At 34.8% G+C, this 24,735-nt stretch carries 26 protein-coding genes and 3 tRNA genes; 10 read left to right on the forward strand and 19 right to left on the reverse strand.

The genetic code is table 11. The features are described from left to right. Positions 1-49 precede the first annotated feature (49 nt). The 4 genes from AC5P2S_RS14695 to AC5P2S_RS14710 form a co-directional block, all read right to left on the reverse strand. Positions 50-916 carry an MBL fold metallo-hydrolase gene (locus AC5P2S_RS14695; protein ID WP_494555409.1) on the reverse strand — a complete coding sequence of 289 codons (867 nt, stop codon included), beginning with the start codon at positions 914-916 and terminating at the stop codon, positions 50-52. A gap of 257 nt (positions 917-1,173) precedes the next feature. Then, on the reverse strand, positions 1,174-2,196 hold the full coding sequence (gene ruvB / locus AC5P2S_RS14700) for a Holliday junction branch migration DNA helicase RuvB (protein WP_120212581.1): 1,023 nt from the start codon (positions 2,194-2,196) through the stop codon (positions 1,174-1,176). Between the two features lie 56 nt (positions 2,197-2,252). Continuing rightward, positions 2,253-3,854 (reverse strand): LIC_10190 family membrane protein, encoded by a 1,602-nt coding sequence (locus AC5P2S_RS14705; RefSeq protein WP_494555410.1) that lies wholly within the window; start codon positions 3,852-3,854, stop codon positions 2,253-2,255. Positions 3,855-3,917: 63 nt separating this feature from the next. Next, positions 3,918-4,451, reverse strand: coding sequence for a glycine zipper domain-containing protein (locus tag AC5P2S_RS14710; RefSeq protein ID WP_494555411.1), 534 nt, complete (start codon positions 4,449-4,451; stop codon positions 3,918-3,920). A 441-nt stretch (positions 4,452-4,892) separates the two neighbouring features. Between AC5P2S_RS14710 and AC5P2S_RS14715 the strand changes: the two genes are divergently transcribed. After that, the gene (locus AC5P2S_RS14715; RefSeq protein WP_283416914.1) at positions 4,893-5,552 is read left to right on the forward strand and encodes a helix-turn-helix transcriptional regulator; all 660 of its coding nucleotides are present in this window, start codon (positions 4,893-4,895) and stop codon (positions 5,550-5,552) included. Between the two features lie 313 nt (positions 5,553-5,865). On the opposite strand, the gene AC5P2S_RS14720 is transcribed toward AC5P2S_RS14715, so the two are convergent. Next, a complete protein-coding gene (locus AC5P2S_RS14720; protein WP_494555412.1) occupies positions 5,866-7,152 on the reverse strand; it encodes an adenylosuccinate synthase in 1,287 nt (428 codons plus the stop codon). Positions 7,153-7,656: 504 nt separating this feature from the next. On the opposite strand from AC5P2S_RS14720, the gene asnB reads away from it, so the two are divergent. Then, positions 7,657-9,318, forward strand: coding sequence for an asparagine synthase B (gene asnB, locus AC5P2S_RS14725; RefSeq protein ID WP_494555413.1), 1,662 nt, complete (start codon positions 7,657-7,659; stop codon positions 9,316-9,318). A gap of 117 nt (positions 9,319-9,435) precedes the next feature. Here the strand turns inward: asnB and AC5P2S_RS14730 are convergent, their stop codons facing one another. From AC5P2S_RS14730 to AC5P2S_RS14760, 7 genes are all read right to left on the reverse strand, one after another. Further along, entirely contained in the window at positions 9,436-9,912 is a 477-nt protein-coding gene (locus AC5P2S_RS14730; RefSeq protein ID WP_494555414.1) for a hypothetical protein, read from the reverse strand. An 86-nt stretch (positions 9,913-9,998) separates the two neighbouring features. Then, positions 9,999-10,586 (reverse strand): hypothetical protein, encoded by a 588-nt coding sequence (locus AC5P2S_RS14735; protein ID WP_494555415.1) that lies wholly within the window; start codon positions 10,584-10,586, stop codon positions 9,999-10,001. Then, the gene (locus tag AC5P2S_RS14740) at positions 10,586-11,146 is read right to left on the reverse strand and encodes a DUF6705 family protein (protein WP_494555416.1); all 561 of its coding nucleotides are present in this window, start codon (positions 11,144-11,146) and stop codon (positions 10,586-10,588) included. Before AC5P2S_RS14740 ends, AC5P2S_RS14735 begins: the two co-directional genes overlap by 1 nt. A gap of 154 nt (positions 11,147-11,300) precedes the next feature. Then, entirely contained in the window at positions 11,301-12,155 is an 855-nt protein-coding gene (locus AC5P2S_RS14745; protein ID WP_494555417.1) for a hypothetical protein, read from the reverse strand. 119 nt (positions 12,156-12,274) lie between these two features. Continuing rightward, positions 12,275-12,853 carry a DUF6705 family protein gene (locus AC5P2S_RS14750; RefSeq protein WP_494555418.1) on the reverse strand — a complete coding sequence of 193 codons (579 nt, stop codon included), beginning with the start codon at positions 12,851-12,853 and terminating at the stop codon, positions 12,275-12,277. Positions 12,854-12,870: 17 nt separating this feature from the next. Then, positions 12,871-13,146 carry a hypothetical protein gene (locus AC5P2S_RS14755; protein WP_494555419.1) on the reverse strand — a complete coding sequence of 92 codons (276 nt, stop codon included), beginning with the start codon at positions 13,144-13,146 and terminating at the stop codon, positions 12,871-12,873. Positions 13,147-13,158: 12 nt separating this feature from the next. After that, positions 13,159-14,388, reverse strand: a complete 1,230-nt coding sequence (locus tag AC5P2S_RS14760; RefSeq protein WP_494555420.1) for a hypothetical protein — start codon at positions 14,386-14,388, stop codon at positions 13,159-13,161. Between the two features lie 112 nt (positions 14,389-14,500). Between AC5P2S_RS14760 and AC5P2S_RS14765 the strand changes: the two genes are divergently transcribed. After that, positions 14,501-14,734, forward strand: coding sequence for a helix-turn-helix domain-containing protein (locus tag AC5P2S_RS14765; protein ID WP_494555421.1), 234 nt, complete (start codon positions 14,501-14,503; stop codon positions 14,732-14,734). Positions 14,735-14,769: 35 nt separating this feature from the next. After that, positions 14,770-15,090, forward strand: coding sequence for a hypothetical protein (locus AC5P2S_RS14770; protein ID WP_494555422.1), 321 nt, complete (start codon positions 14,770-14,772; stop codon positions 15,088-15,090). On the opposite strand, the gene AC5P2S_RS14775 is transcribed toward AC5P2S_RS14770, so the two are convergent. From AC5P2S_RS14775 to AC5P2S_RS14790, 4 genes are read right to left on the reverse strand one after another with little or no spacing between them, the layout of a single operon-like run. Then, entirely contained in the window at positions 15,079-15,489 is a 411-nt protein-coding gene (locus AC5P2S_RS14775) for a hypothetical protein (protein WP_494555423.1), read from the reverse strand. The genes AC5P2S_RS14770 and AC5P2S_RS14775 overlap by 12 nt on opposite strands. Before the next feature lie 42 nt (positions 15,490-15,531). Beyond that, entirely contained in the window at positions 15,532-15,996 is a 465-nt protein-coding gene (locus tag AC5P2S_RS14780; RefSeq protein ID WP_283416905.1) for a hypothetical protein, read from the reverse strand. After that, positions 15,997-16,377 (reverse strand): RidA family protein, encoded by a 381-nt coding sequence (locus AC5P2S_RS14785; protein WP_494555424.1) that lies wholly within the window; start codon positions 16,375-16,377, stop codon positions 15,997-15,999. Between the two features lie 46 nt (positions 16,378-16,423). Beyond that, positions 16,424-19,045 (reverse strand): putative LPS assembly protein LptD, encoded by a 2,622-nt coding sequence (locus AC5P2S_RS14790; RefSeq protein WP_283416903.1) that lies wholly within the window; start codon positions 19,043-19,045, stop codon positions 16,424-16,426. A gap of 42 nt (positions 19,046-19,087) precedes the next feature. Between AC5P2S_RS14790 and AC5P2S_RS14795 the strand changes: the two genes are divergently transcribed. From AC5P2S_RS14795 to aroQ, 6 genes are all read left to right on the forward strand, one after another. Next, the gene (locus AC5P2S_RS14795) at positions 19,088-20,371 is read left to right on the forward strand and encodes an N-acetylmuramoyl-L-alanine amidase family protein (RefSeq protein ID WP_494555425.1); all 1,284 of its coding nucleotides are present in this window, start codon (positions 19,088-19,090) and stop codon (positions 20,369-20,371) included. A gap of 57 nt (positions 20,372-20,428) precedes the next feature. Continuing rightward, positions 20,429-20,500, forward strand: a tRNA-Glu gene (locus AC5P2S_RS14800). Positions 20,501-20,777: 277 nt separating this feature from the next. Continuing rightward, positions 20,778-21,032 carry a 30S ribosomal protein S20 gene (rpsT, locus tag AC5P2S_RS14805; RefSeq protein WP_120212569.1) on the forward strand — a complete coding sequence of 85 codons (255 nt, stop codon included), beginning with the start codon at positions 20,778-20,780 and terminating at the stop codon, positions 21,030-21,032. A gap of 10 nt (positions 21,033-21,042) precedes the next feature. Then, positions 21,043-21,114, forward strand: a tRNA-Glu gene (locus tag AC5P2S_RS14810). 105 nt (positions 21,115-21,219) lie between these two features. Beyond that, positions 21,220-21,291: transfer RNA gene (locus AC5P2S_RS14815), tRNA-Glu, on the forward strand. Positions 21,292-21,357: 66 nt separating this feature from the next. Continuing rightward, positions 21,358-21,765 (forward strand): type II 3-dehydroquinate dehydratase, encoded by a 408-nt coding sequence (gene aroQ, locus AC5P2S_RS14820; RefSeq protein ID WP_283416901.1) that lies wholly within the window; start codon positions 21,358-21,360, stop codon positions 21,763-21,765. A 30-nt stretch (positions 21,766-21,795) separates the two neighbouring features. Here aroQ and AC5P2S_RS14825 read toward each other — a convergent pair whose 3' ends face one another. From AC5P2S_RS14825 to AC5P2S_RS14835, 3 genes are all read right to left on the reverse strand, one after another. Further along, positions 21,796-22,293 carry a hypothetical protein gene (locus AC5P2S_RS14825; protein WP_494555426.1) on the reverse strand — a complete coding sequence of 166 codons (498 nt, stop codon included), beginning with the start codon at positions 22,291-22,293 and terminating at the stop codon, positions 21,796-21,798. Beyond that, positions 22,256-23,647: a DUF4153 domain-containing protein gene (locus AC5P2S_RS14830; protein ID WP_494555427.1), complete on the reverse strand. Its 1,392-nt coding sequence runs from the start codon at positions 23,645-23,647 to the stop codon at positions 22,256-22,258. The genes AC5P2S_RS14825 and AC5P2S_RS14830 overlap by 38 nt, the downstream gene beginning before the upstream one ends. A gap of 152 nt (positions 23,648-23,799) precedes the next feature. Then, positions 23,800-24,636, reverse strand: coding sequence for a metallophosphoesterase (locus AC5P2S_RS14835; RefSeq protein ID WP_494555428.1), 837 nt, complete (start codon positions 24,634-24,636; stop codon positions 23,800-23,802). Positions 24,637-24,735 lie beyond the last annotated feature (99 nt).

The following is a 24,735-nucleotide window of genomic DNA, read 5'->3' on the forward strand; positions in this document are numbered from 1 at the left end:
AACATCTTCTTCCTGATTTTGATTAATATCTTGTATTTCCATAATTTATTTAATATCCAAAAACTTCATTAAAACTAAAAGTCTGGTCTAATTTCACACCTCTTTCCGTCATTTTCAAACTTGCCAATTCGTTATGGGCATCGTGTTCAAAAAACAACAGGTAATCATTATCTACGCATTGTTTTAGGAATTTTCCTTTTTCTTCCAACGTTAACAGCGGCCTTGTATCATAGCCCATCACATACACTTGCGGAACATGCCCAGCCGTCGGAATCAAATCTGCTGCAAAAACAATTGTTTTTTCCTGATATTGAAGAACCGGAAGCATTTGTTTTTCCGTGTGTCCATCAACAAAAATCACATCCATTTTCAAATCGGGAGCAAACCCATAATTACCGGTTGTTGGCAATGGTAAAAAATTCAGTTGCCCGCTTTCTTCCAACGGAAAAATATTTTCTTTCAGGAAGCTTGCTTTTTCTCTTGGATTCGGTTCTGTTGCCCATTTCCAATGATTTTCGTTGGTCCAGAAATTCGCATTTTTAAATGCCGGTCTGTAACCGGATCTATCACCATTCCATTCTACCGCTCCTCCACAATGGTCAAAATGAAGATGCGTCAAAAAAACATCTGTAATATCCTCTCTTACAAATCCGAATTTTTTTAAATTTTTATCCAATGTATCATCACCCCAAAGTGAGTAATGCCCGAAGAATTTTTCGTCCTGTTTGTCTCCAAGTCCGCAATCGATAAGGATTAATTTTTTGCCATCTTCTACCAAAAGGGAACGTGTTCCTAGTTCGATAAGGTTTTTTTCGTCAGCCGGATTTGTTTTTTCCCAAAGCGCTTTTGGAACAACACCAAACATTGCACCACCATCTAATTTGAATTTTCCACATTGGATTGGATAGAGTTTCATACGTAGTTATTTATTATTTTTATCTGCCATATGCAATCACCAAGGCTTCACATTTAATCAAAAATGATATCCCGGAAAGTGATTTCATAAGAGTTTTTGTTTTTTACTAATATAAGAAATTAAGTCGAATTGCAAACACCGAATTGCAGCAGCCCGACCTGAGTGGAGCTCTTTTTCTTTTTTTCAAAAAGAAAAAAGCGGGAACGGAGGGCGGATAAGCTGCCCAAATCTAATGTAGTGACTTTTAATAATTGATATTAAAACAATTCACCCGGATTTTTCGGTCTGGAAATTTTCAGATGTTTATAGGCTTTGTCCGTTACTTCCCTACCTCGTGGTGTACGGATAATAAACCCTTCCTGAATCAAAAATGGTTCGTAAACTTCTTCCAAAGTTTCCGGATTTTCACCGATAGAAGTCGCCAATGCAGAAATCCCGACCGGTTTGCCACGGAAATTCTCTATCATTACACGCATAATTTTGTTATCCATATCGTCCAGACCAAACTCATCGACATTCAACGAGTTTAATGCAAACTTTGTGATTTCGATTTCGATTTCTCCATTGCCTTTGATTTCTGCAAAGTCACGAACTCTACGCAAAAGTGCATTGGCAATTCTTGGTGTGCCTCGGCTCCTTCTTGCAATTTCCAGTGCTGCATCTTCATAGATTTTCACACCTAAAACGCGAGCGCTTCTTTCGATAATCATTCCAAGAAGTTCAATGGTGTAATATTCTAACCGGCTTTGGATTCCGAATCTTGCGAGCATTGGTTTGGTCAGCATTCCGCTTCGTGTAGTTGCACCAATTAAGGTAAACGGATTGAGACCGATTTGTACAGAACGTGCATTGGGACCTGTTTCCAGCATGATATCAATTTTATAATCTTCCATTGCAGAATACAGATATTCTTCTACAATCGGCGACAAACGATGAATCTCATCTATGAAAAGGACATCATTTTCTTCAAGATTGGTAAGCAACCCTGCCAAACTTCCTGGCTTATCGAGAACCGGACCTGAAGTGATTTTACAATTAACACCCAATTCGTTGGCGATAATATGCGACAGTGTTGTTTTCCCCAAACCCGGCGGACCGTGGAGAAGAACGTGATCCAGGGCGTGACCACGATTTTTAGCGGCGGCCACAAAAACTTCCAGATTATCCAGCGTTTTTCTTTGCCCGGCAAAATCTCTGAAACTCTGCGGACGGATTTTTTCTTCCTGAATCAAATCGTCATCGGAATAATTGTCTTTATCGGGATGTAAAAAATCGGGCATTGTTCTGAATTAATAATTAAAAAATGATATTCAAAGATAGAGAAAATTTAAAGTAATCAAGGCTTGGTATTTTCCAAATCATTGATGATTTTTTTTAGCTCCATTTTCTCTTTTTCAGTCAACTTTTTCTGGATAAATCCATTTTCTGAAATTTGAGGAAAAACATTATAATATTGATAAGTTTTCAGCCAATAAAGTGACATCGCCGGAAATTGAGTTTTATAAATCAGTTCCTTCGTAGCGTGAAATTTGAGGTTTCCTAACTGATAAGATTTGGGGTTTTCTGATTTGAATTCCGTTGGTTTTATCAACTGTGACATCTGAAAACCGGACATCCATTTTCCCATATTAAATTGACCTTTGACAAAACCTGGCAAAGTGAAAATAATGGAAATAAAAACGGATAAAAATACAGAAACAAAGACCGCTTTTTCTTCGGAAATATCTTTGAGAATCAGAAATAATACAATCAGATAGATATCAATAAAGAATCGATACTGAGCTGAAAAGACAATAATCAAAATAAACTTCAATAAAACACAAATGAAAAGTAATGTAAAAAATTTCTCTTTCTTTTTAAAAGCTAAAAATCCTAAAATAAAAATACTTAATACAATTAAAAAATTGAAAACTGATTTCAATCCAATTGTAAACCAGTAATCGATTCTTTCCAAAAAATTAAAATCCATGATCTGCTGATAAGAATAATGCATATCGTAAGATTTCATTAGCCCAATTTGTGAAGAATAGGTCAGAATCTCCTGACTCGGTTTCCAAGATAAATTAAAATCAACAGCTGAAACAGGAAAAACAGGAAAGCCAAAAAGCCAGATATTTTTAATGATAAATAAAATACCAAAAGCCAAAATCGGAATTAACATTTGAAATTTGAAATTTCTTTTATAAATACTTTCCAAAACAATCAATAATGGTAACCAAAACATTGTCGGTTTTATACAGAATACAAATATGGAAAGGTATAAAAGTGATTTTTTGTTGGTGTTATTTAGTAATTCATTCAGAACAATTAGAGCAATGATAAATGTTGGCAAATCCGGACTCGGCTGCTGAATAAAAATTAAGAAAAAGGGAATAAAAAGAAACAAAACCCATTGCTTTCTTTCGTAAATGTAAATCAAGAATAAGATCAATAAATAAACATTAATCCTTAAAAAACCATCGTTTAAATTTGAAAATCCGGCGAGATAAATATGCCAGAAAGAGGTTTGCCCTAATAACAAATCCAGATTTGAAATTCCTTTTACAAAGCCAATTTGTTTGAGGAGAGTAATAGTTGGAACGTAATAACTGTAATTGTCATACAAATAAGGCGAAAAAGAGCCAACAAAAATAATTAGTACAATAAAAAAGTAAAACCAGAAATTGCTGTTTTTTTTGAATTCAAAATGAGTAAAATCTTTTTCTTTTAAAAATAATACTAATCCAACAACTCCTGCAATCAAAAAAGCAATTTCCACATAAAAATTCAACGGAAAGAAAAAAGCTAAAACTGTCTGTAAAAACGCCATGCTTAAAATTCCTAAAAGAGAAATTAACGCAAAACTTTTACACTTAATTTTAAGTAGTTTAATTGCGATAATTCCATTACCAAAATTGGCCAGTAAAAATATCAGAAGAGTTTTGAGAATTATAAGCATAAAAAAGATTGCTTACCAAAAATAAGCAATCTTTCCGTGTTAAAATATATATGAAGAAATTTTTTACTTCTGTACTCTACCAGATTTTCTATCTTCTGCTCTACCGATAGTATAACCGGTTGCACCACCCGCAATACCTCCAATTACAGCTCCAAGACCAGGATTCTTTTTGGAAATAATGGCTCCGGCTGCTGCACCTCCAACTGTACCAATAACAGTACCTTTTGCGGCGCTACTCCATCCTTTTTTCTGAGTTGCAGTTGTACCTGTAGAGGCAGCTGTTCCGGATGATCCGGAAGAAGATGTTCCCGCATAAGTTCCGGATGATCTTCTAGGTGAATCTCTGTAAACCACTCTTTCTTTTACCTGTACTTGCTTTTTAGCTTTTTCTGCTTCTACTTTGTTAAGGCTGTCTTTTTGTTTTTCGAAATTGATTTTTTCTTTTTCGATTGCCAGCTTTTGTTTCTCTATATCAATCTGTCTTGCTTGATAATCCAATTTTTGTTGTTCTAAGGATGCAGTCTGTATCTTTTCATCTTTGTTACAAGATGTAAATAATAAAATGATGATTGCTCCTGTTAAAAATAAATTTTTCATAATCTATCATTTTTTCACAAAATGTGAATTACGTATAATCTGATTTCAATTATGATACCAAAATAAAAATCAAACTAAATAAATTAATATAATCAATTCCAAAATGTCGAATTTTATTAGGTTTTATGTGTTAATTTAAATAAATTAGACTGCATAAAACACAGCTTATATATGAACTATATAAAGTCTATAATAATCAAGAAAAGAGATCTCGCAAAAAATGAAATGGAATATGAGAAAAGTATTTTGTTTGACGTGTACACACTTACTCTTGTATTTTTGTTGTTGTGTAACTTAATTCTAAATGTTATTCTTAAATATTATATAAACTGTGTAATATTTGGCAGTTTTACTCTTTTTATGTTAAGTACGTTATTATGGCCTGACAGAATCAGATTCAACACAAAACTACTCATGCTGCTGTTCTTTTTTTTGGGAATAATGATTTTTTATTTCGATACCGTTTCCGGAAAAGGCTGTATGAACTATTTATCATACGTCTCCTTAACAATTGCTGTAGCATTTTTCTTTGATTACATAAAAGACAGATGGATTATTGTTTTCCTGATTGTTTCTTACTTAGCCTGGTTTTTAACTAATGTAACAACCGATTATTATCTCAACAGATTTTCCACTCAACATCTCACCGATCTGGAAGAATGGTATGTGAGAATATATAAGATCATAGAGATCACATTCTGCACTTTTATCGGGATGTATTTTATTTACAGAAAGGAAAAAGTACTTGTAAAATATTACATTGAAAAGGAAAGGCTGAATGCTATGATTCAGAAAACTGATAAAATTAATTTCTCTGGTGAATTGTATGACCTTGCAATGAGTAAAAACTCTCTTTTTATTACTTATTTCAAATCGCAGTTTCCAGATTTTTTCGATAAAATTTTAAATGCTGCTCCTAATGTTATTTCTTCTGAATTGGAAGTTTGTGCATTATTGAAACTGAATCTTACTACAAAAGAAATAGCGACAGCCACTAATTCTACCGTAAGAGCAATTGAAAACAAGAAATACCGTATCAGAAGAAAGCTAAATATTTCTACTGAAACAGACATAAATCTTTATATTATCAATAATTTTTAAAGCTATTTTACAAATAAACAATACTATATATCAACACATTAGATAAACAAAGTGAATTTCTAAAATCAATGAGTATAAGTAAGTGTACAAATATTTTTGATTGACTTTGAGAATTTATATTATTGCATCGTCAAATGACACTGAAATAAAAACACAAATTTTTCTAAATCACAAATGTTTGAAATCGCTGCAATTTTCAAACTTGAAAAGAAATCAATTTATTAGCATTTCTTTTTTAAAAAACACAAAAGCACAAATAAAAAAATCCGGAGCTGATGGCTTCGGATTTTGTTTTTATAAAAATGTAATATGTTTAGAAGAGTTCCTTTCTGATAATATTCTGAGAACGCTCCGGTCCTACAGAAACCAAATATACATTAATCCCCAGATGCTCTTCTATAAACTCGATATATTTCTTCGCATTGTCAGGAAGTTCATCATAAGTTCTTGCATTTGTGATATCTTCGTTCCAACCTTCCAGTTCCTCATAGATCGGTTCGTAATCATATAATTTGGTAGTGGAAGAAGTAAAATAATCTATAATTTTCCCGTCTTCGGTTTTATATTTTGTAGCAATTTTCAAAGGATGTATACCTGTAAGAACATCCAGCTTAGTAATTACCAAGTTATTAATACCGTTAATCATACAAGCATGCTTAAGAGAGACCAAATCCAACCAGCCTGTCCTTCTTGGCCTTCCTGTTGTAGCTCCAAACTCAAAACCTATCTGTCTGATTTTTTCTCCGAGTTCATTGTCCAGTTCTGTAGGAAAAGGGCCATTTCCAACTCTTGTGGTATATGCTTTCGCAACACCAATAAGATTTTGCAAAGCAGTCGGAGGAACACCCGCTCCTGTACAAACACCACCTGTGGACGGCGAAGAAGAAGTTACAAATGGATAAGTTCCGAAATCAATGTCCAGCATTAAAGCTTGGGCACCTTCAAACAAGATATTCTTCCCTTCATTGATTGCTTCATTAATTTCTAATTCAGTATCAACAATTCTGTCCTTTAATTTCTCTCCAAGTGCCAAAAACTCCTGATAAATCTCCTCAACGTCCAATCCCGGCTTTTCGAAATACTTTTCAAAAAGAGAATTTTTTACTTTTAAATTTTTCTCGATTTTTTCTTTCAGCACATCTGGATTCAGAAGGTCTATCATTCTGATTCCAACTCTTGCTATTTTATCTTCGTAACAAGGTCCTATTCCTTTTTTAGTTGTTCCAATCTGTGTTCCGCCCTGTTCTTCTTCTCTGTAGGTATCTAATAAAATATGGTAAGGCATTATAACATGAGACCTTCTGCTTATAAAGACATGATCGGTCTTCAAACCCTTACTTTCGATCTGCTCAATCTCTTTGATGAATGCTTTGGGATTTACCACTACACCATTAGCAATGATACATTTTCCTTTACACTGCAAAACCCCGGACGGTAAAAGATGCAGAACGAATTTTTCATCTCCAACATAAACCGTGTGCCCTGCATTATCACCACCCTGAAAACGAACAACATAATCCGATTTTGCAGATAAAACATCCGTAATTTTACCCTTTCCTTCATCTCCATACTGGAGACCTACAACTACGTAAGTTGACATATTTTTTACTTTTTTTAGATTATTTACAAAGTTATACTATATATACGGCTTAGCAAAATCATATAAAATAAAAAACCCTCTTACTATAAATAAGAGGGCAAAAACACAAATGATGAAAAAAATTATAAATGCACTGCTGCATCTACAATACAATTTTCGATACAAAAATCGTACATTTTTTTATAAATTACATTAAAAAATCGAACTTTCTTTCACTGAGTTAAATATTTATTATCAACGACTAAAAATAATATGAAAATATAAACTTATTTAACGTATATTATATTTTTTTATTAATCAAAATAAAAAAAGAAATCTTTTCAGTAATCAAATATAAAAAAATCAAGCAAAATCTATTTTTAAAACGAACAATAAGAATATATTACCGCAAATAAACAAATTAAATTATTTTTTTAAATCAAATCATAAAAAAAATTTTAAATTTAAATTAATAAACTTATGTTTGCATCATAATTTTAATCTAAATATTAAATACTAAAAACGATGTGCGGAATTGTATGCGTGTTTGACACCAAACAAAAAAATGAAGTTATAAGACCTCAAATATTAGAAATGTCTAAAAAGATTAGACATCGTGGCCCGGATTGGTCAGGAATTTATCAACACGACAATGTTATTTTCTCTCACGAGAGACTGGCTATTGTTGATCCGACTTCGGGGAAACAACCATTATTTACAAAAGATAAAAAAGTGGCTTTGGCTGTTAACGGTGAGATATATAATCACCAGGAGCTGAGAAAAGAATTCCCTGATTATGAATTTTTAACTCAGTCCGACTGTGAAGTTATTTTGGCTTTATATAAGAGAGATGGAAAAAATTTCCTGGAAAAATTAAATGGAATTTTTGCTTTTGCATTATATGACGAAGAAAACGATGCTTACCTGATTGGCAGAGATCATATGGGTATCGTTCCTTTATATATGGGCTGGGATAAAAGCGGAAGTTTCTATGTAGCTTCCGAACTGAAATCATTAGAAGGTGTTTGCAATAAAATTGAAGAATTCCTGCCTGGGCACTTTCTTTATAGCAAAGACGGACAAGAATTACAGCAATGGTACAAAAGAGACTGGGAAGAGTTTGAAAATGTAAAAGATAGCGCAACGGATATCTCTGCTATCAGAAAAGGATTGGAAGAGGCTGTCCACAGACAGCTGATGAGTGATGTACCTTATGGTGTTTTGCTTTCCGGTGGTCTGGACTCAACAATTATTGCAGCTGTAACAGCAAAATTCGCAAGGCAAAGAATCGAAAGTGGTGATACACAAGAAGCGTGGTATCCGAGATTACATAGCTTCGCTGTGGGATTGGAAGGTTCGCCGGATTTAGCTGCGGCAAGAAAAGCAGCAGATCACATCGGTTCCGTTCACCATGAGATTAAATATACCGTCCAGGAAGGTTTGGATGCAATAAAAGACGTTATTTATCATTTGGAAACTTATGATGTGACAACCATCAGAGCTTCTACGCCGATGTATCTTCTGGCAAGAGTGATAAAATCAATGGGAATCAAAATGGTTCTGTCAGGCGAAGGTTCAGATGAATTGTTCGGTGGTTATTTATACTTCCACAAAGCACCTTCTGCTGAGGCTTTCCACGAAGAAACAGTAAGAAAATTAGGTAAACTTCATCTTTATGATTGCTTAAGAGCCAACAAATCTCTGATGGCTTGGGGCATCGAGGGAAGAGTTCCTTTTCTTGATAAAGAATTTATGGATGTGGCAATGACCATCAATCCAAAAGATAAAATGGTAACGCCGGAAAGAATGGAAAAATGGGTTTTGAGAAAAGCTTTTGAAGATATTTTACCGGAAAGCATTGCATGGAGACAGAAAGAGCAATTCAGTGACGGTGTTGGTTATTCCTGGATCGACACATTGAAGCAAATCGCAGAAGACGAGGTTACAGATGAAATGATGACGAATGCAAAATTCCGATTTCCTATTAATACGCCAATGAGTAAGGAAGAATATCGATACAGAACAATCTTCGAAGGACATTTCCCAAGCGATTCTGCGGCAAGCTGTGTTCCTTCTGTTCCTTCTGTGGCTTGTTCAACGCCGGTTGCTTTGGAATGGGATGAAGCCTTCAAAAAGATGAACGACCCAAGCGGACGCGCTGTGAAAGTCCACGAAACAGCTTATTAATACTAAACATAAACTAACTATTACTAAACAAAAAACCACAAGCCTAGGCTTGTGGTTTTTTATTATTTCAATTAAGTATTGTAATTATTAATTTATGGCATTCATTAATACAGAGTACTATCTATAATCAATTAAATCTTCCATTCTTAATTTTGCAGCTTCAATTATTAATTTTGCGGCATACCAAAAATCTTTTTGTTTATCATTGTACTGAGATTTTTTGCCGAGATTCTCTACGTAAAATGATTTCTTATTTTGTTTGTCATCATAAATACTTATAATACTGGATGAAGGATCTAAAAAATTACCTATAACATCAATCGTATCTTTGTCATTTATAGTATCCATTTTACGAATCGCATCAGATATAATCATAAATTTTTCTTTGGAGATTCTGGAAACTAATTTTTCACTATCTTTTATAATAATAACCTTTATCTTTTGCTTCTTATTATTTTTGATTGGTTCAAAAGTTATATTGATTTCACTCCCAATTATAATAGCATTAGAGTGTTCAAATTCAATTTTTTTAATCCTTTGAGATTCAAATAATTGAATCATAAACATTAATAATATTACAATTTTAATTTTCATAATTTTGAATAAGCCTTATCCAATTTTCATCAATTTAGAATAAAGCATCATTGTTGGGAATTCCTACTTTCATTTCCATATACAGATTATTTTATATCAATGCAGTTAGTGTATATTGCACCAGCACTATAGCAGTAAGTCCCTTTTTTTAATTTTGATTTTATATTCGACAACATATTTTTTAAATTTAATTCATTATCCAATATAGTTAACCAATTCTGGACTTTAATTCTCAGAGGTGTCTTTTCTATCACATTTGAACTTACCGGATAGATATTTTCAATAACAATTTTTTCAATTTTTTTATTTCTTAAAATCTTAATAGCGAGATAATCTCCGTCCAAAACAGTAAGGCTGTCGTCATCATAATTGCTAGTAACAGAATCTATCTGCGCTTTATTTAGTTCAACAAATATCTTCTGCGTATTCATAGGATTTATTTTAATTCGACTCTTAATTTTTTTGTACGTGCTGTTTTTCCTCTTTTTTTCTAAATCAACATCAACAAATCCCCAAAATTTATTTTTTTTGCTTTTAAATATAGAAATTGTATATGGAGAATCACAAAGTTCAAACTCATAATATTTTGTAACATTATTGGATATTCTTTGTGCAAGCACCAAATTGTTTATAAGACAGATAAGCAAAAAAACTAAAATCTTTTTTATTTGCATTACTGTTTGGTTAAATTAATTGTTTTCTTCTCCGGAAATGTTTTTGTAAAACTAGCAGGACAAGTACCCTCTACAATATCATCTTCTGACCAATAAAATATGCTCATCTGGTTTGGAGTTTCCGGCTTTATTTTCAAGTATACCGTCCCATAATTGATACAGCCCTTTGGTGTATCGCCTACAAAATATACTATATAGGCTTTTAAATCAGGCTGAAAGTTATCACCTTTAAATCTAGTTTTCATATCGTCAGTTTCATTAAAAGTATCGTAGATTATATTGCTGCTAGAATCTTTTATTCTAATTCTTCCTATTAATCTATCTTTTTTTATAAAGGTATCTTCATAAATGCCTTTTTTGAATTGAAGTTCGTAGACTTTTCCATTATAATTTCCTTTCCATGTTCCTATATACTTGTCAAGAGAATTATTAGAGTCTTCTATAAATTTAAAATCTGGACAATTTGATGTTGCTCTACACTGAGCAGCAGTTTCCAGTGATACAGTCTGTGCTTTATAAGAAACTGTTATTAGGGTTAAAATAAAAAATAAGTATTTCATAATAGGTTGTTTTAGTTTGAGCAATTGCTTTCTATTGTATCCGTCTTATCGGCATTCAGTTTTATCTCAGTAGTTGTTCCGTCAGTATTCATTCTATACAAATTAACTGCTTTCAAATTCATTTTCTCACTAATGAAATAAAGAAATCCAAGTTCTAATTTTTTTGATTACCAATTCTATCTTTCATAAAATCAGTATACATATCTCTAAAAGTATCCTTTTGTGCATCGGTAAAAGTTTTAATCTGATATTGGTTTCCAGTAAAACGAATCTGGTAATTAGCGGTGTTGGATATCATTACGGCATATACGTCTCCCAAAGGTCTCGTTGCATCTTGAGCAGTTTTCAGCAGATCCATAAAATAGGACACATCAGCCGGCGAAAAAATTTTAATTCCCTTCCTTATTCCTTCATTACCATCTAAATCTGTATATGTATAATCATTCACATGGGTGTGCATAAATCCTTTAATATAGGTATTCGTTGAAGCCTGAGGCAAAGACAGAGCATTATGGTCATCCGTTGCGCTTGCATTATCTTTATAATCATAATCACCACCAAATTTTTGGATATATCCAGTTTCTTTTTTCAATCCTGTTTTATCTTGTAGATCTGCAATTTTATTTTTGAAATTATCGTCTGTTCTTTGCACTTTTATTTTTTCACAAGGATCTGTATCTTTTACGATATTAATAGTTGTAGGAACGCCACCGCAGTTCTGTCTTCCTGTTGTATTTGGGCTTTGGGGCTGGTCGTTTACACCACCGGAGCCACCATTGCAGGGGTTACTAGTTGCTGGAGGTGTATCACTACCGCCTCCGCCTCCGGTACCGCCGCCTCCGCCAGGAGATTGCGGATCTTCCTGCTCCGTGCATTGGTAAACCATCGTGGTATATACATACGGCTTGGTACTGGCTTCACATTCTCCCCATTCTTCTATATTCCATTCCCCATGTTCATTGGAGCTGCAGGCATGGATGTGTGTTACTTCTACCCATTTGCACCCCATGCTATTGTTGGTTTCGGTAGGGATCTGGTCATTTTCCAGATAAACGATATTTATTTTACCAGCAATATCAACATAACTTATAAAGTAAAAACCTCCTTTTTCACAGGAGGTTATTTTCTTTACTGCTTTGTAAAAACAAGATTCTCCGTTTCCGGCAGATAGATTGTATAATCTAAGTTTGGAGGACAGGTAATATCATTTCTTGTTGTAGTGCCCGGATAATAGCTCCAATAAAAATGGGTGTTATCTATTTTCTTGAATGTAATTTCCCCGTTTCCTACACTGCAATTCCCTCCTGCATAAACAAAGTTGGTTTCATTACTTCCAAATAGATTTGTCCCAACACTCATAATTAGATTTTTTACATTAGTATTTTGTATATAATCATTATTTAAAGTATCCTGCAAAACACTGCCAGTGTTATTTTTTATTTGGTATTTTACGATTAATGCATCCCTATAAAATGTTTTATTTCCGATGACGAAAGGACGTTTTACTTCTTTAATAATTTTTAATAATATTAGACTTCCTTGAAAATTGGTTGTCCAGTTTCCTACATATAAATCCAATTCGTTGTTGAAATCTTTAAAATACGTGTAATTTGGTGATCCATCTGCAGATTCATTCAATGGAAGTGTTTGTTGCGCTTTGCAAGATGTTAATATTAAAATAAATATTAATGTTATTATATTTTTCATAATGGTTAATTTTAAAATTATGGACAAGGTATTGGTGAAGTGCTTCCGTCTGAATTTTGATTAATAGTAAAAACGTTACTATCGTTATCCATTTTTTGCAATATTACTTTTCCACTAATTCCCATATTCGACAAAGTTGTAAATAAAATCTTTTCCAATCCTTTATCATTTAATACTTTTTTTCCATTAACAGTTTGCGAATATTCATTCTTTTTAATAATCTCGAACATCTGTATTGTCTGCTGGATATTCCACCCGTCAATATCAAAGTTTGAAAAAGGATTAGCGGGCAAATCACCATGGTTTCAATTAAACCTTATAACATAATGTATACCGTTAGGTGCTACCAATCCCATAAAAGCATTGCTTGCATTACTTAGCCCATTGCTCATTATCTGGTTTCTTGCAATCTCTATCAAAGTGGCAATATCTGTCGAAGAAAAAATATCTACCTTTGTCCCGGTATGATTATGATAACCGCCTGTTAATAAAGAAGGATCTCCAAAATTAACGCTATGGTCACTGTTTTCTGTGGTAGGTGAAGCTTTGCCATTCTTTTTGATGCCATAGCCTTTTTCTCCTCCTTTCCCACTGGTAATATGATCCCTCAAGTCTTTTACGACATCTTTAACATCATTATTCACCATAAGTGCTTTTGTTTTCGTACAAGGATCTGTCTCTTTTACGATATTAATAGTTGTAGGAACGCCACCGCAGTTCTGTCTTCCTGTTGTATTTGGGCTTTGGGGCTGGTCGTTTACACCACCGGAGCCACCATTGCAGGGGTTACTAGTTGCTGGAGGTGTATCACTACCGCCTCCGCCTCCGGTACCGCCACCTCCGCCTCCGCCAGGAGATTGCGGATCTTCCTGCTCCGTGCATTGGTAAACCATCGTGGTATATACATAGGGCTTGGTACTGGCTTCACATTCTCCCCATTCTTCTATATTCCATTCCCCATGTTCATTGGAGCTGCAGGCATGGATGTGTGTTACTTCTACCCATTTACACCCCATGCTATTGTTGGTTTCGGTAGGGATCTGGTCATTTTCCAGATAAACGATATTTATTTTACCAGCAATATCAACATACTGATCCTGAGAAATAGCCGTTTTTTCGGCTTCTGTAAGATGATAGGTTACCAGGAATCTCTCATAGGAGCCATCAGTAAGCGGACTCATTACCAGATTCTGTACATCTGCTGACGGATCCTGGCTGATCACACGGAAGGTGTACGTATGATAATTGGATCCGTTTTCCATATAGATGATGTTTTCCGTATCCAGAGAAAGATCTTCATCTGCAGAAGATTTGCCTGTATGAGAGGATCTGGTTTTGATTTTGGCTTCGGTTTCAGCCATCAGAGTTGAGATGGCATTTTTGTGCTGTGCCTTATCCAGGGATACGGTTTTCTTTGTAAGCCGGAACTTACCATTGTTATTGTAACTTTCAGCCTCGGGAAAATGATCTTGCCTGCACCCGATAAGGAGGAGTGCCCAAAAGGCAAACCACAATACATAGTTTTTTTTCTTCATAAGCGTTTTTTTTAAGTTTTTAAATATAATATTTTTTTCAAATCTAAAACAATTTTTTAAAATAGGCAAATTTGCCTATTAAAATTTTACACTAAAATCCAACCTTTGTTGTATGAAGGAAGTGGATGCAAAAATCTTAAAAAGTATCGGGGCTAAAATCCGGGAAATCAGGCTTCTTAAAAATATGACGCAGAAGGAACTTGCATTCACTTTAGATATTGAGATATCTCAAATAACAAGAATAGAAACAGGAAAGATCAATACATCAATACTTAATCTTATAAAAATCTCCAAAGCCTTGGAAATAGACATCAAAGAACTTTTTAATTTTACTTTAGAAAAATAATCAACAATTAATTAATCAAAAAAACAACACAAAAGATGAGAAAATTCATTCTTTCTATCCCGGCAAAAGCCGTTACGGATACCTACACTGCAACCATTACCGGAGCACTTACACCACTAACACCTTACAAGATCAACCTTACGGATGACGAGAAACCCGGCATGCGCACCATGGCAGAAGGCAGAGAAGGCTATGCCCGGTTAATATCAAGAATTGCAACACAATTCCCCGATGCGCTGAGCCGTGCAGATAACCCGGCGGAACTTAACGGGCTGCTGGATTACTACAGCAACCTGGAAGGCAACAGGATGGCGATTCTGCAAAATCTTGAAACTGGCAGACCGTTACAAATCTAACCTGGAAATATCCAGACAAAATGATACTGCCCTGGACCTGGCAATGAGAGATGTGGATACATGGAACAGCAGGTTTGCCAACAAAGGCAATGATAATAAATCACCGGACAAAGAATAATATTTAAACCATACACTAACAAAGCCCGCCCTGCAAAATCCAGGGCGGGCTTTATTTTGAACAGGCCAGCTTACTTCTATGAATGGTTCGCCTATTACTTTCATAGGCTCGCCTACCTTTTGGATAGGCTCGCCTATAATTTTTACAGGCGTAGCTATGATTTTAATAGCCCAGCCTACCCTTTTTGTAGGCACACCTATGATTTTCACAGGTTCGCCTGCTATTTTTGCAGGTTTACCTGTCATTCTTTCAGGCCCGCCTACAGTTTTAACAAGTGACATTATACTTTTTTTTAAAAAGACTAATAAATAAAAACCACAAGTCTAGGCTTGTGGTTTCTTATTCTTTAGTTGTAATTGTTTAGCTCGTTTTTTTCGTCTTTCGTAGATAACTTCGGTGATTTTCCCACCAATCCAGGAGAAGGGAAAGAAAATCAAGAATATCGATATCTTATAAAAAACGGGATGATAGGGATAGATGATGATATCCAGCATCGCAATGAAAAGCATAATGAAGCCTATCAGAATGGCATAAGCGACTTTAGCATACTTTACAATGATTGCCGTAACCACGCCCCCAAAAGTTACACCTAAGCCACCGAAAAACAGTAAGGCCACAAAAAAGGAATCTTTTTTCTCAACCGACTGGAGAAGTGCTTCCCAATGATCAAAAGGTGCAAACTGCTTGTAAGTAACCCAGTCGGAATCGATCTTTATCCCGAATGTGATAATGAGAGCGGCCACCGTTAAACCAGCCAAAACACCTAATGTATTCCTAAGAAAGTTCATTTAGTCTTTGTATGCAATCATTGATATTTCTACATCAACATTTTTTGGGAGACAAGATACCTGCACAGTCTCTCTTGCAGGAAACTGATCGTTACTAAAGTACGATGCGTAGATCTCATTCACAACGGCAAAATCATCCATACTTTTAAGAAAGATCGATGATTTTACAGCATTATCAAAACTCATTCCAGCTTCATTCAGGATAGCTTGCAGGTTCTTCATCACCTGATGCGTTTCCTTTTCGATGCCCTCAACCAGTTTTCCGGACTCGGGATCTACAGGAATCTGCCCAGAGATGTATAATGTTCCGTTGACTAAACAAGCTTGTGAATAAGGCCCGATGGCTGCAGGCGCTTCTGACGTATGAATGATCTTTTTCATTAGAAAAATTAAATTTTTACAAAACTATACAAATTTTCATTAAATCCTAAAAAGTACTGTTCGGCTGGGTAAAACTTCTCTCCTTGTATTTCACCGCATCTTTCAGGATATTGGCTTTGATACCGATGAAAAAATCGTAAACTTTATATTGTCCAAACGGAACCCAGTTGAAGGTAATGGTAAAACTACGCTGATCTCTGGAAAATCCTAATCTTGTGTAGCCTAAAACTTTTTTCTCAATATCATAATTGGTGCTTCCGTTGATGTTCCAATACGGCGTCAGTTTTATACTTCCGTCCAGACCAACAGTAGCAACCTTGTTAGCTGTTCTTGTAAGACCTCTTGTATAGGCATAGTTAGCATTCACGTTCAGAGTCCAGGTTGGCTGGTAATGGGAATAATTATCATCATCGAAATAATAATTTTCATTCCTTATCTCTCCTTTCTTTTTATATATCTTGGATAATTCTTCTTTCTTGCCAAAAATAGCCTCACTCATAGGATAAGATAACTGAACATTGAATCCCTGTAAGCTAAAGTGTCCGAAATTCTCTGTTCTCACACCAACATCACTACCATCGGTAAAAACAATTTCATAAGGTTCGATCGTCAGGCTGGAATTGACATTCAGTTTATTATTAAAGAAAGATGATTGTGCATTAACGCTGAAAACTGACCACTTATATTTTTCTGCAGCAAAATTATAGCCTCCGGAGATATTAAGATTTTCAAAGATCTTGACCTTTTTAACGCCGGTAGAGTCGGTTTTGGACTTTACCTTCATTTCAAGATTATTCGCAATGTTGAATCCAATACTTTGTGTAAGACCCGAAGATGGCGCTCCGTAAATTCCGTTATCAAAAATAGAATAAGGTGTCATCTCACCTCTCGCATTAGAATAATTTTTGAAATAGCCCCAACTCCTGTCACCAAAATCAGGGGAATAAGTAAAACTGAAACTCGGGGTTACCATATGACGGATGGCAACAATAGGAGAGTTTTTAGCAAAATTCTTCTGACCATACAAGATTGTCTGCAGACTTGCACTGGTTGAAAATGTTGAATAGCCGGCAATCCCTTTGTTATATTTATCTTCCACAACATTGGTAACAGGATTATAGCTCTTCTCGAGCGTTTTGGTTGTCAAAACGTTATCTGCATTGGCACTCAGCGAGAATGTAAAAAACTTGGCTAACGTTGTATTCGTCGAGATCGAAATATTGTTTTTCGCTCCAGTTTTCAACTCATCCCACATCTCCTTTTTGAAAAGCTTATCTTCTGTTGTTGTCACATAATTACTTAGTGCCAGTCCCGTATTCACATTGATATTTTCCAATAATCCTGTTCTGACACCCGTTTTTGGTTTGAATAGATAGAATTGATTAATCGCCACTGTCATATCCGGCAGTCGCAAGTCTGTAAGCCCTGTTGCAAAATTCTGATTATAAGCTGCACTGGCACTTATCGTCACAGGGAGATTCAGAAATCTTTTGGTAACGTTAACTCTTGACGTTTGAGTCGTGTTAAGAACATTCTGATTAAAAATATAGTTGTTATTAACCGTATTATTATAGAACTTACTGCTGACAATATCCACACTCGCATTGAAGGTAAAATACGGATTAGCCTTAGAATCCTGAGAATGTCGCCAGGCAATCCGGAATGTTTTTGTTTTGGAGTAGTTATCAAGACCTTTTATGCCCCGAACTGTATAACCATAATCCGCGGCAAAGTTCCCGGAATATCTATATTTTTTAAGATAGTTAAGTTCCGGTTTTAGGTTCCAGCTGCCTTTTGTATAGATATCAGACAAAATTTTCAAATCGAAATGATCTCCAATCGGCTGATAATAACCCAATCCATTCAAAAAGAATCCGACATCCTGACGCTCACCAAAACTCGGAATCAAAATCCCGGCAGATCTTTTATCTGAAAAAGGAAGAATGGCGAAAGGCATAATCAGAGGTGTCGGCACCTGTTCTATATACATCTGGATCGGCCCTGTCACAAGCTGTGAGCTGTTTTTACCTTTGATTAATTTGATATTCGGTGCAGACATATGATAATCCGGAAGCGAATCTTTTTTCTTCAGAAAATATTCATCTGTCGTATAAATCGCCTTTCTCATAAAGAAAACCGAGTCATTATATTTTTTAGTTTTCTCCGCAACGATCACACCTTCGCTTTCTTCAGTTCTTGCATTGAAAGCAATGGCCTGTTTGGTCTTATAATTATAGATGACTTCGTTGTACTCGTATTTTTTGCCTCCTTGTGTTGCTACTGCGGGAACAGTAATCCTCCCTTTCTCATCCTGTTCACCTCTTGCATAGATCTTGCCGGTATCCCAATCTATCCTGATGTAATCTGCATCTATCTGCATATCCTGATAAATGATCTGAGCCTTTTTATTAAGAAATGTTTGTTTGTTAGATATGGATGAGCTACTTTTATATTCGGCTTTTGTCTTGACGACATCATCCAGTTGCTCTTTTGGTAAGATTGTATCTTTTTTTACAGATACGGAATCTCTGGATACTTTTAAAGTATCCTGAACACCAGCTTTTTTATCAATATTTTGAGGCACGGTTTGTGATAAAATATTGTTAAAAATTAGGATATTTAAAATTAGTAATATATTTTTGAAAATACTTCGAGCCAATGCAGTCATTCTGAAATTGGGTTCAAAATTAATTAAATTTTAAAGATTAAAATGACTACCCCGATATTTTATAAAAAATTTTTTTTTCTATTAACACTTTTTATTACGTGTAGTAATCTCTTTTCACAGAAAAAATTCACTATAGTTTTAGATGCCGGTCATGGTGGGAGTGACATTGGAGCTAACAGATATTATAGCGACATCGGAGCCGTTCAGGAGAAAAATGTAACGCTGGGCGTTGTTTTGAAACTTGGAAGAATGCTGGAAAAGAACAAGGATTATAAAGTCATTTACACCAGAAAGATTGATGAATATCCTTCCTTAACTTACAGGACAGATCTTGCGAATAGAAGCAAGGCGGATCTGTTCATTTCTGTCCATGTTAATTCTTCTCCGAGTAAAAGTGCAACTGCGCAAGGAACAGAAACATTTGTGCAAGGCCCTAATCAAAACAAAGCTAATCTGGATGTTGCAAAAGCGGAAAATGACGTAATCTTTTTAGACGAAAAAGATAAAGAAAACTTTGCATCATACAATCCAAACTCTCCGGAATCTCTGATTGCACTTAAAATCCAACAAAGCAAATATCTGGAAGCCAGCCTTATTATTGGCGGACTGGTAGAAGAAAATTTTGTAAAAAAAGATAAAAGATTGTCCAGAGGTGTAAAACAAGAGAATCTACACGTCCTGAGAATGAATGCAATGCCATCTATTCTTATAGAAACGGGTTTTGTCAATAACTATGATGACGCTCATTATATTTCCACAGAAGAAGGCCAGCAAGCCATTGCGGAAAGCATCTTCAACGCTATTACAAGTTATAAGAAAATGGTTGACAGAAATGTGAAGGAACCAGAGCCTGAAAAACCTGTTGAGCAGCCATTAAAAAATGATTTCAGGATTCTATTAATGAGCACACCTACCAAATATAATGATGATGACCCTGCTCTTAAAGGACTCAAATACATTTTACCAATCAAGGAAAACGGAGCTTATAAATACTATTACGGAACAACCAACTATGCATCAGTAAGAGATACAAATCTAAAAACAGCAAAAGATGCAGGATTCCGTAATGCTATATCAATCAGCTTTGTTCCGAATCAGGCACTTGGAATAGGCTATTATACAATTGAAGTTTACACCGGAAAAGACAAACTGGATTCAAAATCTGTCATTTTGAAATCACTTCCGGATATTGTTAGAACAAAAGAAAACGGAATATTCTACTATACAAATGGCAAATACAAAACTTTGGAAGACGCCGTCAAAGCTCAAAAGGAGCTTGAAGGGAAAGGAATCACCAACACGGTTATTGAGAAAAAGCTGAAATAGATAAAAACTGTTGCAGAAAAAATATAAAGTCCATACTTTTGCAGACTGAAATATAATGGCCTATTCGTCTAGTGGTTAGGACTCAAGATTTTCTTTCTTGCAACAGCGGTTCGATTCCCCTATAGGCTACTATTGAAAAAAAAAAATGAAAGTTATCGATGATAACTTTCATTTTTTATATCCGGAATCAAAGTCTAAAAAATATCAAAAAAACATTTTGAATTTTAAAAAAAATCTATACTTTTGCAGCGTCTTAAAAGAGGAATGAAGAGTACTATATCTTCATAATCAAAAATGATTCTAAATCATAAATCAGCTCGATCAAGGCAAAATAAATTTTAATTTTTTTTTAAAAAGTTTGCAAATTAAAAAATAGTTTTTATCTTTGCACCCACATTTGAACGATATGGCAAATCATAAATCAGCACTTAAGAGAATCAGACAAAACGAGGTAAGAAGACTTCGTAACAGATACTACCACAAAACTGCTAGAACAGCTTTGAAAGTATTAAGAAATGAAGCGGATAAAACTGTTGCTGCTGAGCAACTTCCAAAAGTAATCTCTTTGTTGGATAAATTAGCTAAGAAAAATATTATCCACAAAAACAAAGCGGCTAACTTAAAAAGTAAATTAACTAAGCACGTTAACAGCTTAGCTTAAATAAGAGTCTGGCCCGTTCGTCTATCGGTTAGGACCTCAGATTTTCATTCTGGTAAGAGGGGTTCGATTCCCCTACGGGCTACTTAAAATACCTTCACTAATTTTCTGGAGGTATTTTTTTTAAAACATTTAGAATCTGTTTATTTATGGGAATAATAGATCTGAAGCAAACATAGAAAATTAACTTGGCCCGTTCGTCTATCGGTTAGGACCTCAGATTTTCATTCTGGTAAGAGGGGTTCGATTCCCCTACGGGCTACTTGAAAAACCTTCAGTCATTCTGAAGGTTTTTTATTTTTATTATATTTGATCATTATTTGAAACTATGACAATCCTAATCATCAACGGACCTAATCTTAACTTACTTGGAACACGTGAACCAGAAATCTACGGCTCTGTTTCTATGGAAGATTATCTGAACGAACTAAGAACAGAATTTAACACTGACGAAATTTTATATTACCAATCCAATATTGAGGGAGAATTAATCAATCGTTTGCAGGAAGATGATTTCGAAGCTGTAGTTATTAATCCAGGTGCTTTTACCCATTATTCTTATGCGATTTCAGATTGCCTTAAGAACATTGGCAAACCTAAAGTTGAAGTTCACATCAGCAATATCTACAAACGTGAAGAATTCCGAAAAAAATCCGTAACCGCGGAAAGTTGTGATGCTGTGATTTCCGGATTTGGGATGAAAGGCTATAAATTAGCAATCCAAAGTTTAAAATAAAAAAGAATCTCACGTGAGATACTTTTTTGTTTATTCTATTTTGACAAAAAACTTACCGACCGGCGTGCCTTCTGCCATATTGCTTTTGGCCAATATCAGCCAGTACTCGCCTTTTTGTTTGGTTTCATATTCTATAGTTTGTCCAAATGGTCCGTCGAAGGTATTGTCCGGCATTCGGATTTGATTGAATCTCAAATTCATTGGCTTTTCTGTTTTGATGTAACCATTGATTTTGGCTTGGTTGAGATTTTCTAATTTTAAAATCAGTTGGTCATCCGGATTTTTGATTTGGAGATTGAGACGAATTGGCATTTTTGATGCGTCGACGGTTACGATATTTTGATTCGATTCTTTTTCGGTCTTCAAAATGGTTGATAGTGAATCCACCGGTTTTTCAATTGTGGTAACAGTATCTACTTTCTGTTCTTTGATTTCCGGTTCTTTTTTACAGGCGACCAAAAACAGTGGAATTAATGCCAAATATTTTAAACTATTTACTTTTTGGTTTTTCGATATTAATTGTTTCATAATATAAAATTTTTGAAAGAAAAGTTTCTTTTTGATAAGACATAATTCTTTCCTGGAGTTTATTTTTCATTTCGAGATTTCCGGTTTTCTCAGCATAGTCCAGCAAAGTTTTCTCATTGTAATTGATGGAAACCAGGTGGTAATTGTCAGCAAAATCCTTTCGCTTGATATTGTTTGCAGTGATAATTCCACCCCAATTGACGTAACTGCAAACCAAAATCAAGCCATAACACGCCCAAAACATTTTGTTGAAAAGAAACGCATTGGTCTTCTTTTTTTGGATTTTAATGAAAGTAAAAATCAATCCGATCAAAGCCATTGCCAGGAAAGCATAAACACCGAGACGTTTGTAAGTCAAACCATAATTGATGATGTATTCTGAATTTTTAAGGGAAGCTGAGATGACCAAAACAGCATTCAGAACAATCCAGATTTTAGCTGAAATCTTAAGTGATTTTGCTTTTTCATCAAAATTAAATCCTTTTTTGAAATAAAATAATATAACGAGAATCGCCATCACAATTGACATTATCACAGCGTTGACACGTTCGTGCGTTTCAGCACTCAAGCTATCGGCCGATTTTGTGATTTCGAAAAACTGTTCGTAATTGTAAGTGACAATGAAAATCAACAGCAAAATATTAAGCGCAGAAAAAGAAATCAGTCCGCTGATCCTTTCGGAATCGATATCCAGGAAGGAAAATGTTGGTTTTTGAATTTTGACTAAGCCAGAAAAATCATCATTCAAATATCTGTTTTGTTTGAAAATAAATCTTTCCACTCCGAAATTCCAGAAAATAAAACCGATATAAAATCCGGCTATTGCCAAGACAATAAAAGTTAAAGGCTGAAACTCAAGCTCAGAATCTTTAAATATATTAGCAAAATGGTCACTCCCAAAAGCGTAAATGAAAAAGAAAATTGTGATAAAAAACGCAGGGATGAGAACAATGGCGATGAGTTTTTTTGCAAAACTTCTCTCTCTGGATTTCTCGTACCATTGCTCTATGTTGAAAACTCTTCCCAAGAATGTGAAGAGATTCAACAATAGAACTTCAATATATAGAAATGGTTTTAGTTTCGGATAAGTTCCTCTGAATCTCAATAAAAAAAGTGAGATGAAAACAGCAACAAACGATATAGCATCACCAAACCAGGCAAAAGCTAGTGATGAGAAAATAGAGGTTACAAAAAGTGTGAGAAATGTTCGGTTCTTGAATTCTGTTTTAGTTTGAATGTAAGTCAGAATGCTCAGGAAAATCCCGAAGATTCCCAGATTGAGCGCAATGTACTCTTTGTAAAAGAGAATGATAACTGCCAAAACTGTGAGGAAGATGAGATGATGTTTTTTCATAATTGAGAAATGTTTTTTTATTTATTTTATTTTTAAACACAATGTTCACAAGGTTTTTGCACAAAGAGCACTATTTTTTTTTTCGTATTTATAAAATTGAAGGCTTTCAGTCGTGCACATTGTGAAGACATTTGTGTTCTTTGTGGTTAAATTTATATCGATTTAAGTGTGAACAATGTAATCTCCGGTCTGCAATTGAACCGGACCTGATAAGAATGTCCGAGGGCGCGATTGATATAAAGCATTCGTCCATCTTCCAAATCGATGATTCCGGAAGTATATTTTCTATTTTTTACAGGCAAAATCAATGGCGGGAGAAAAGGCGGCTTACACTGTCCACCGTGTGTATGTCCGGATAAAATCCAGCCTTTATAATTATTCCAGACATCCAAATCGCAAACATCGGGATTATGGCAAAGAATGAGATTAGCTTCGTCCTGATTAATAGTTTTTGTTAAATTTTCAGGATGAAAATTGTTGCCCCACAATTCTTCAAAACCATAGATATTAAGTCCAGAATAATTCACTTTTTCATCCCGAAGAACTTGGATCTTAGAATTTGTCAATATTTTTGAAACCTCATCCGCAACATATTCTTCTCTCCATTCTGCGCCGTAATCGTGATTGCCAAGAATTGCTACAGTTCCCAGAGTTCCAAGAATTGCTTCTTTCATTACAGTTTTCAATTGTTCAAATTGTTCAGCATTATCTTCCCAACAGACAAAATCGCCGGTGTAAACCACAAAATCAGGTTTGTAAATTTTAGCTTTTTTGAAGGAATCGATCAAATAATTATAATCGAATCTGTTACCAACGTGCAAGTCTGAAATCTGCATCAGGACTTTGTTATGTAGACTTGAAGGTAGATTTTTGATTGGTAAATCTTGTTTGACAAACTCCAACATAAACGGTTCAATTTGCCAACTGTAGAATAACGATAATCCTGCTGTTGCGAGTAATGATTTTTTGATGAATGATTTTCTGGTCATAGGTTTTTATTTTAAACACAAGGTTCACAAGGTTTTTGCACAAAGAGCACTATTTTTTTTTCGTATTTATAAAATTGAAAGCTTTCAATCGTGCACTTT

The sequence above is a fragment of the Epilithonimonas sp. 33E genome (genome assembly GCF_059372615.1).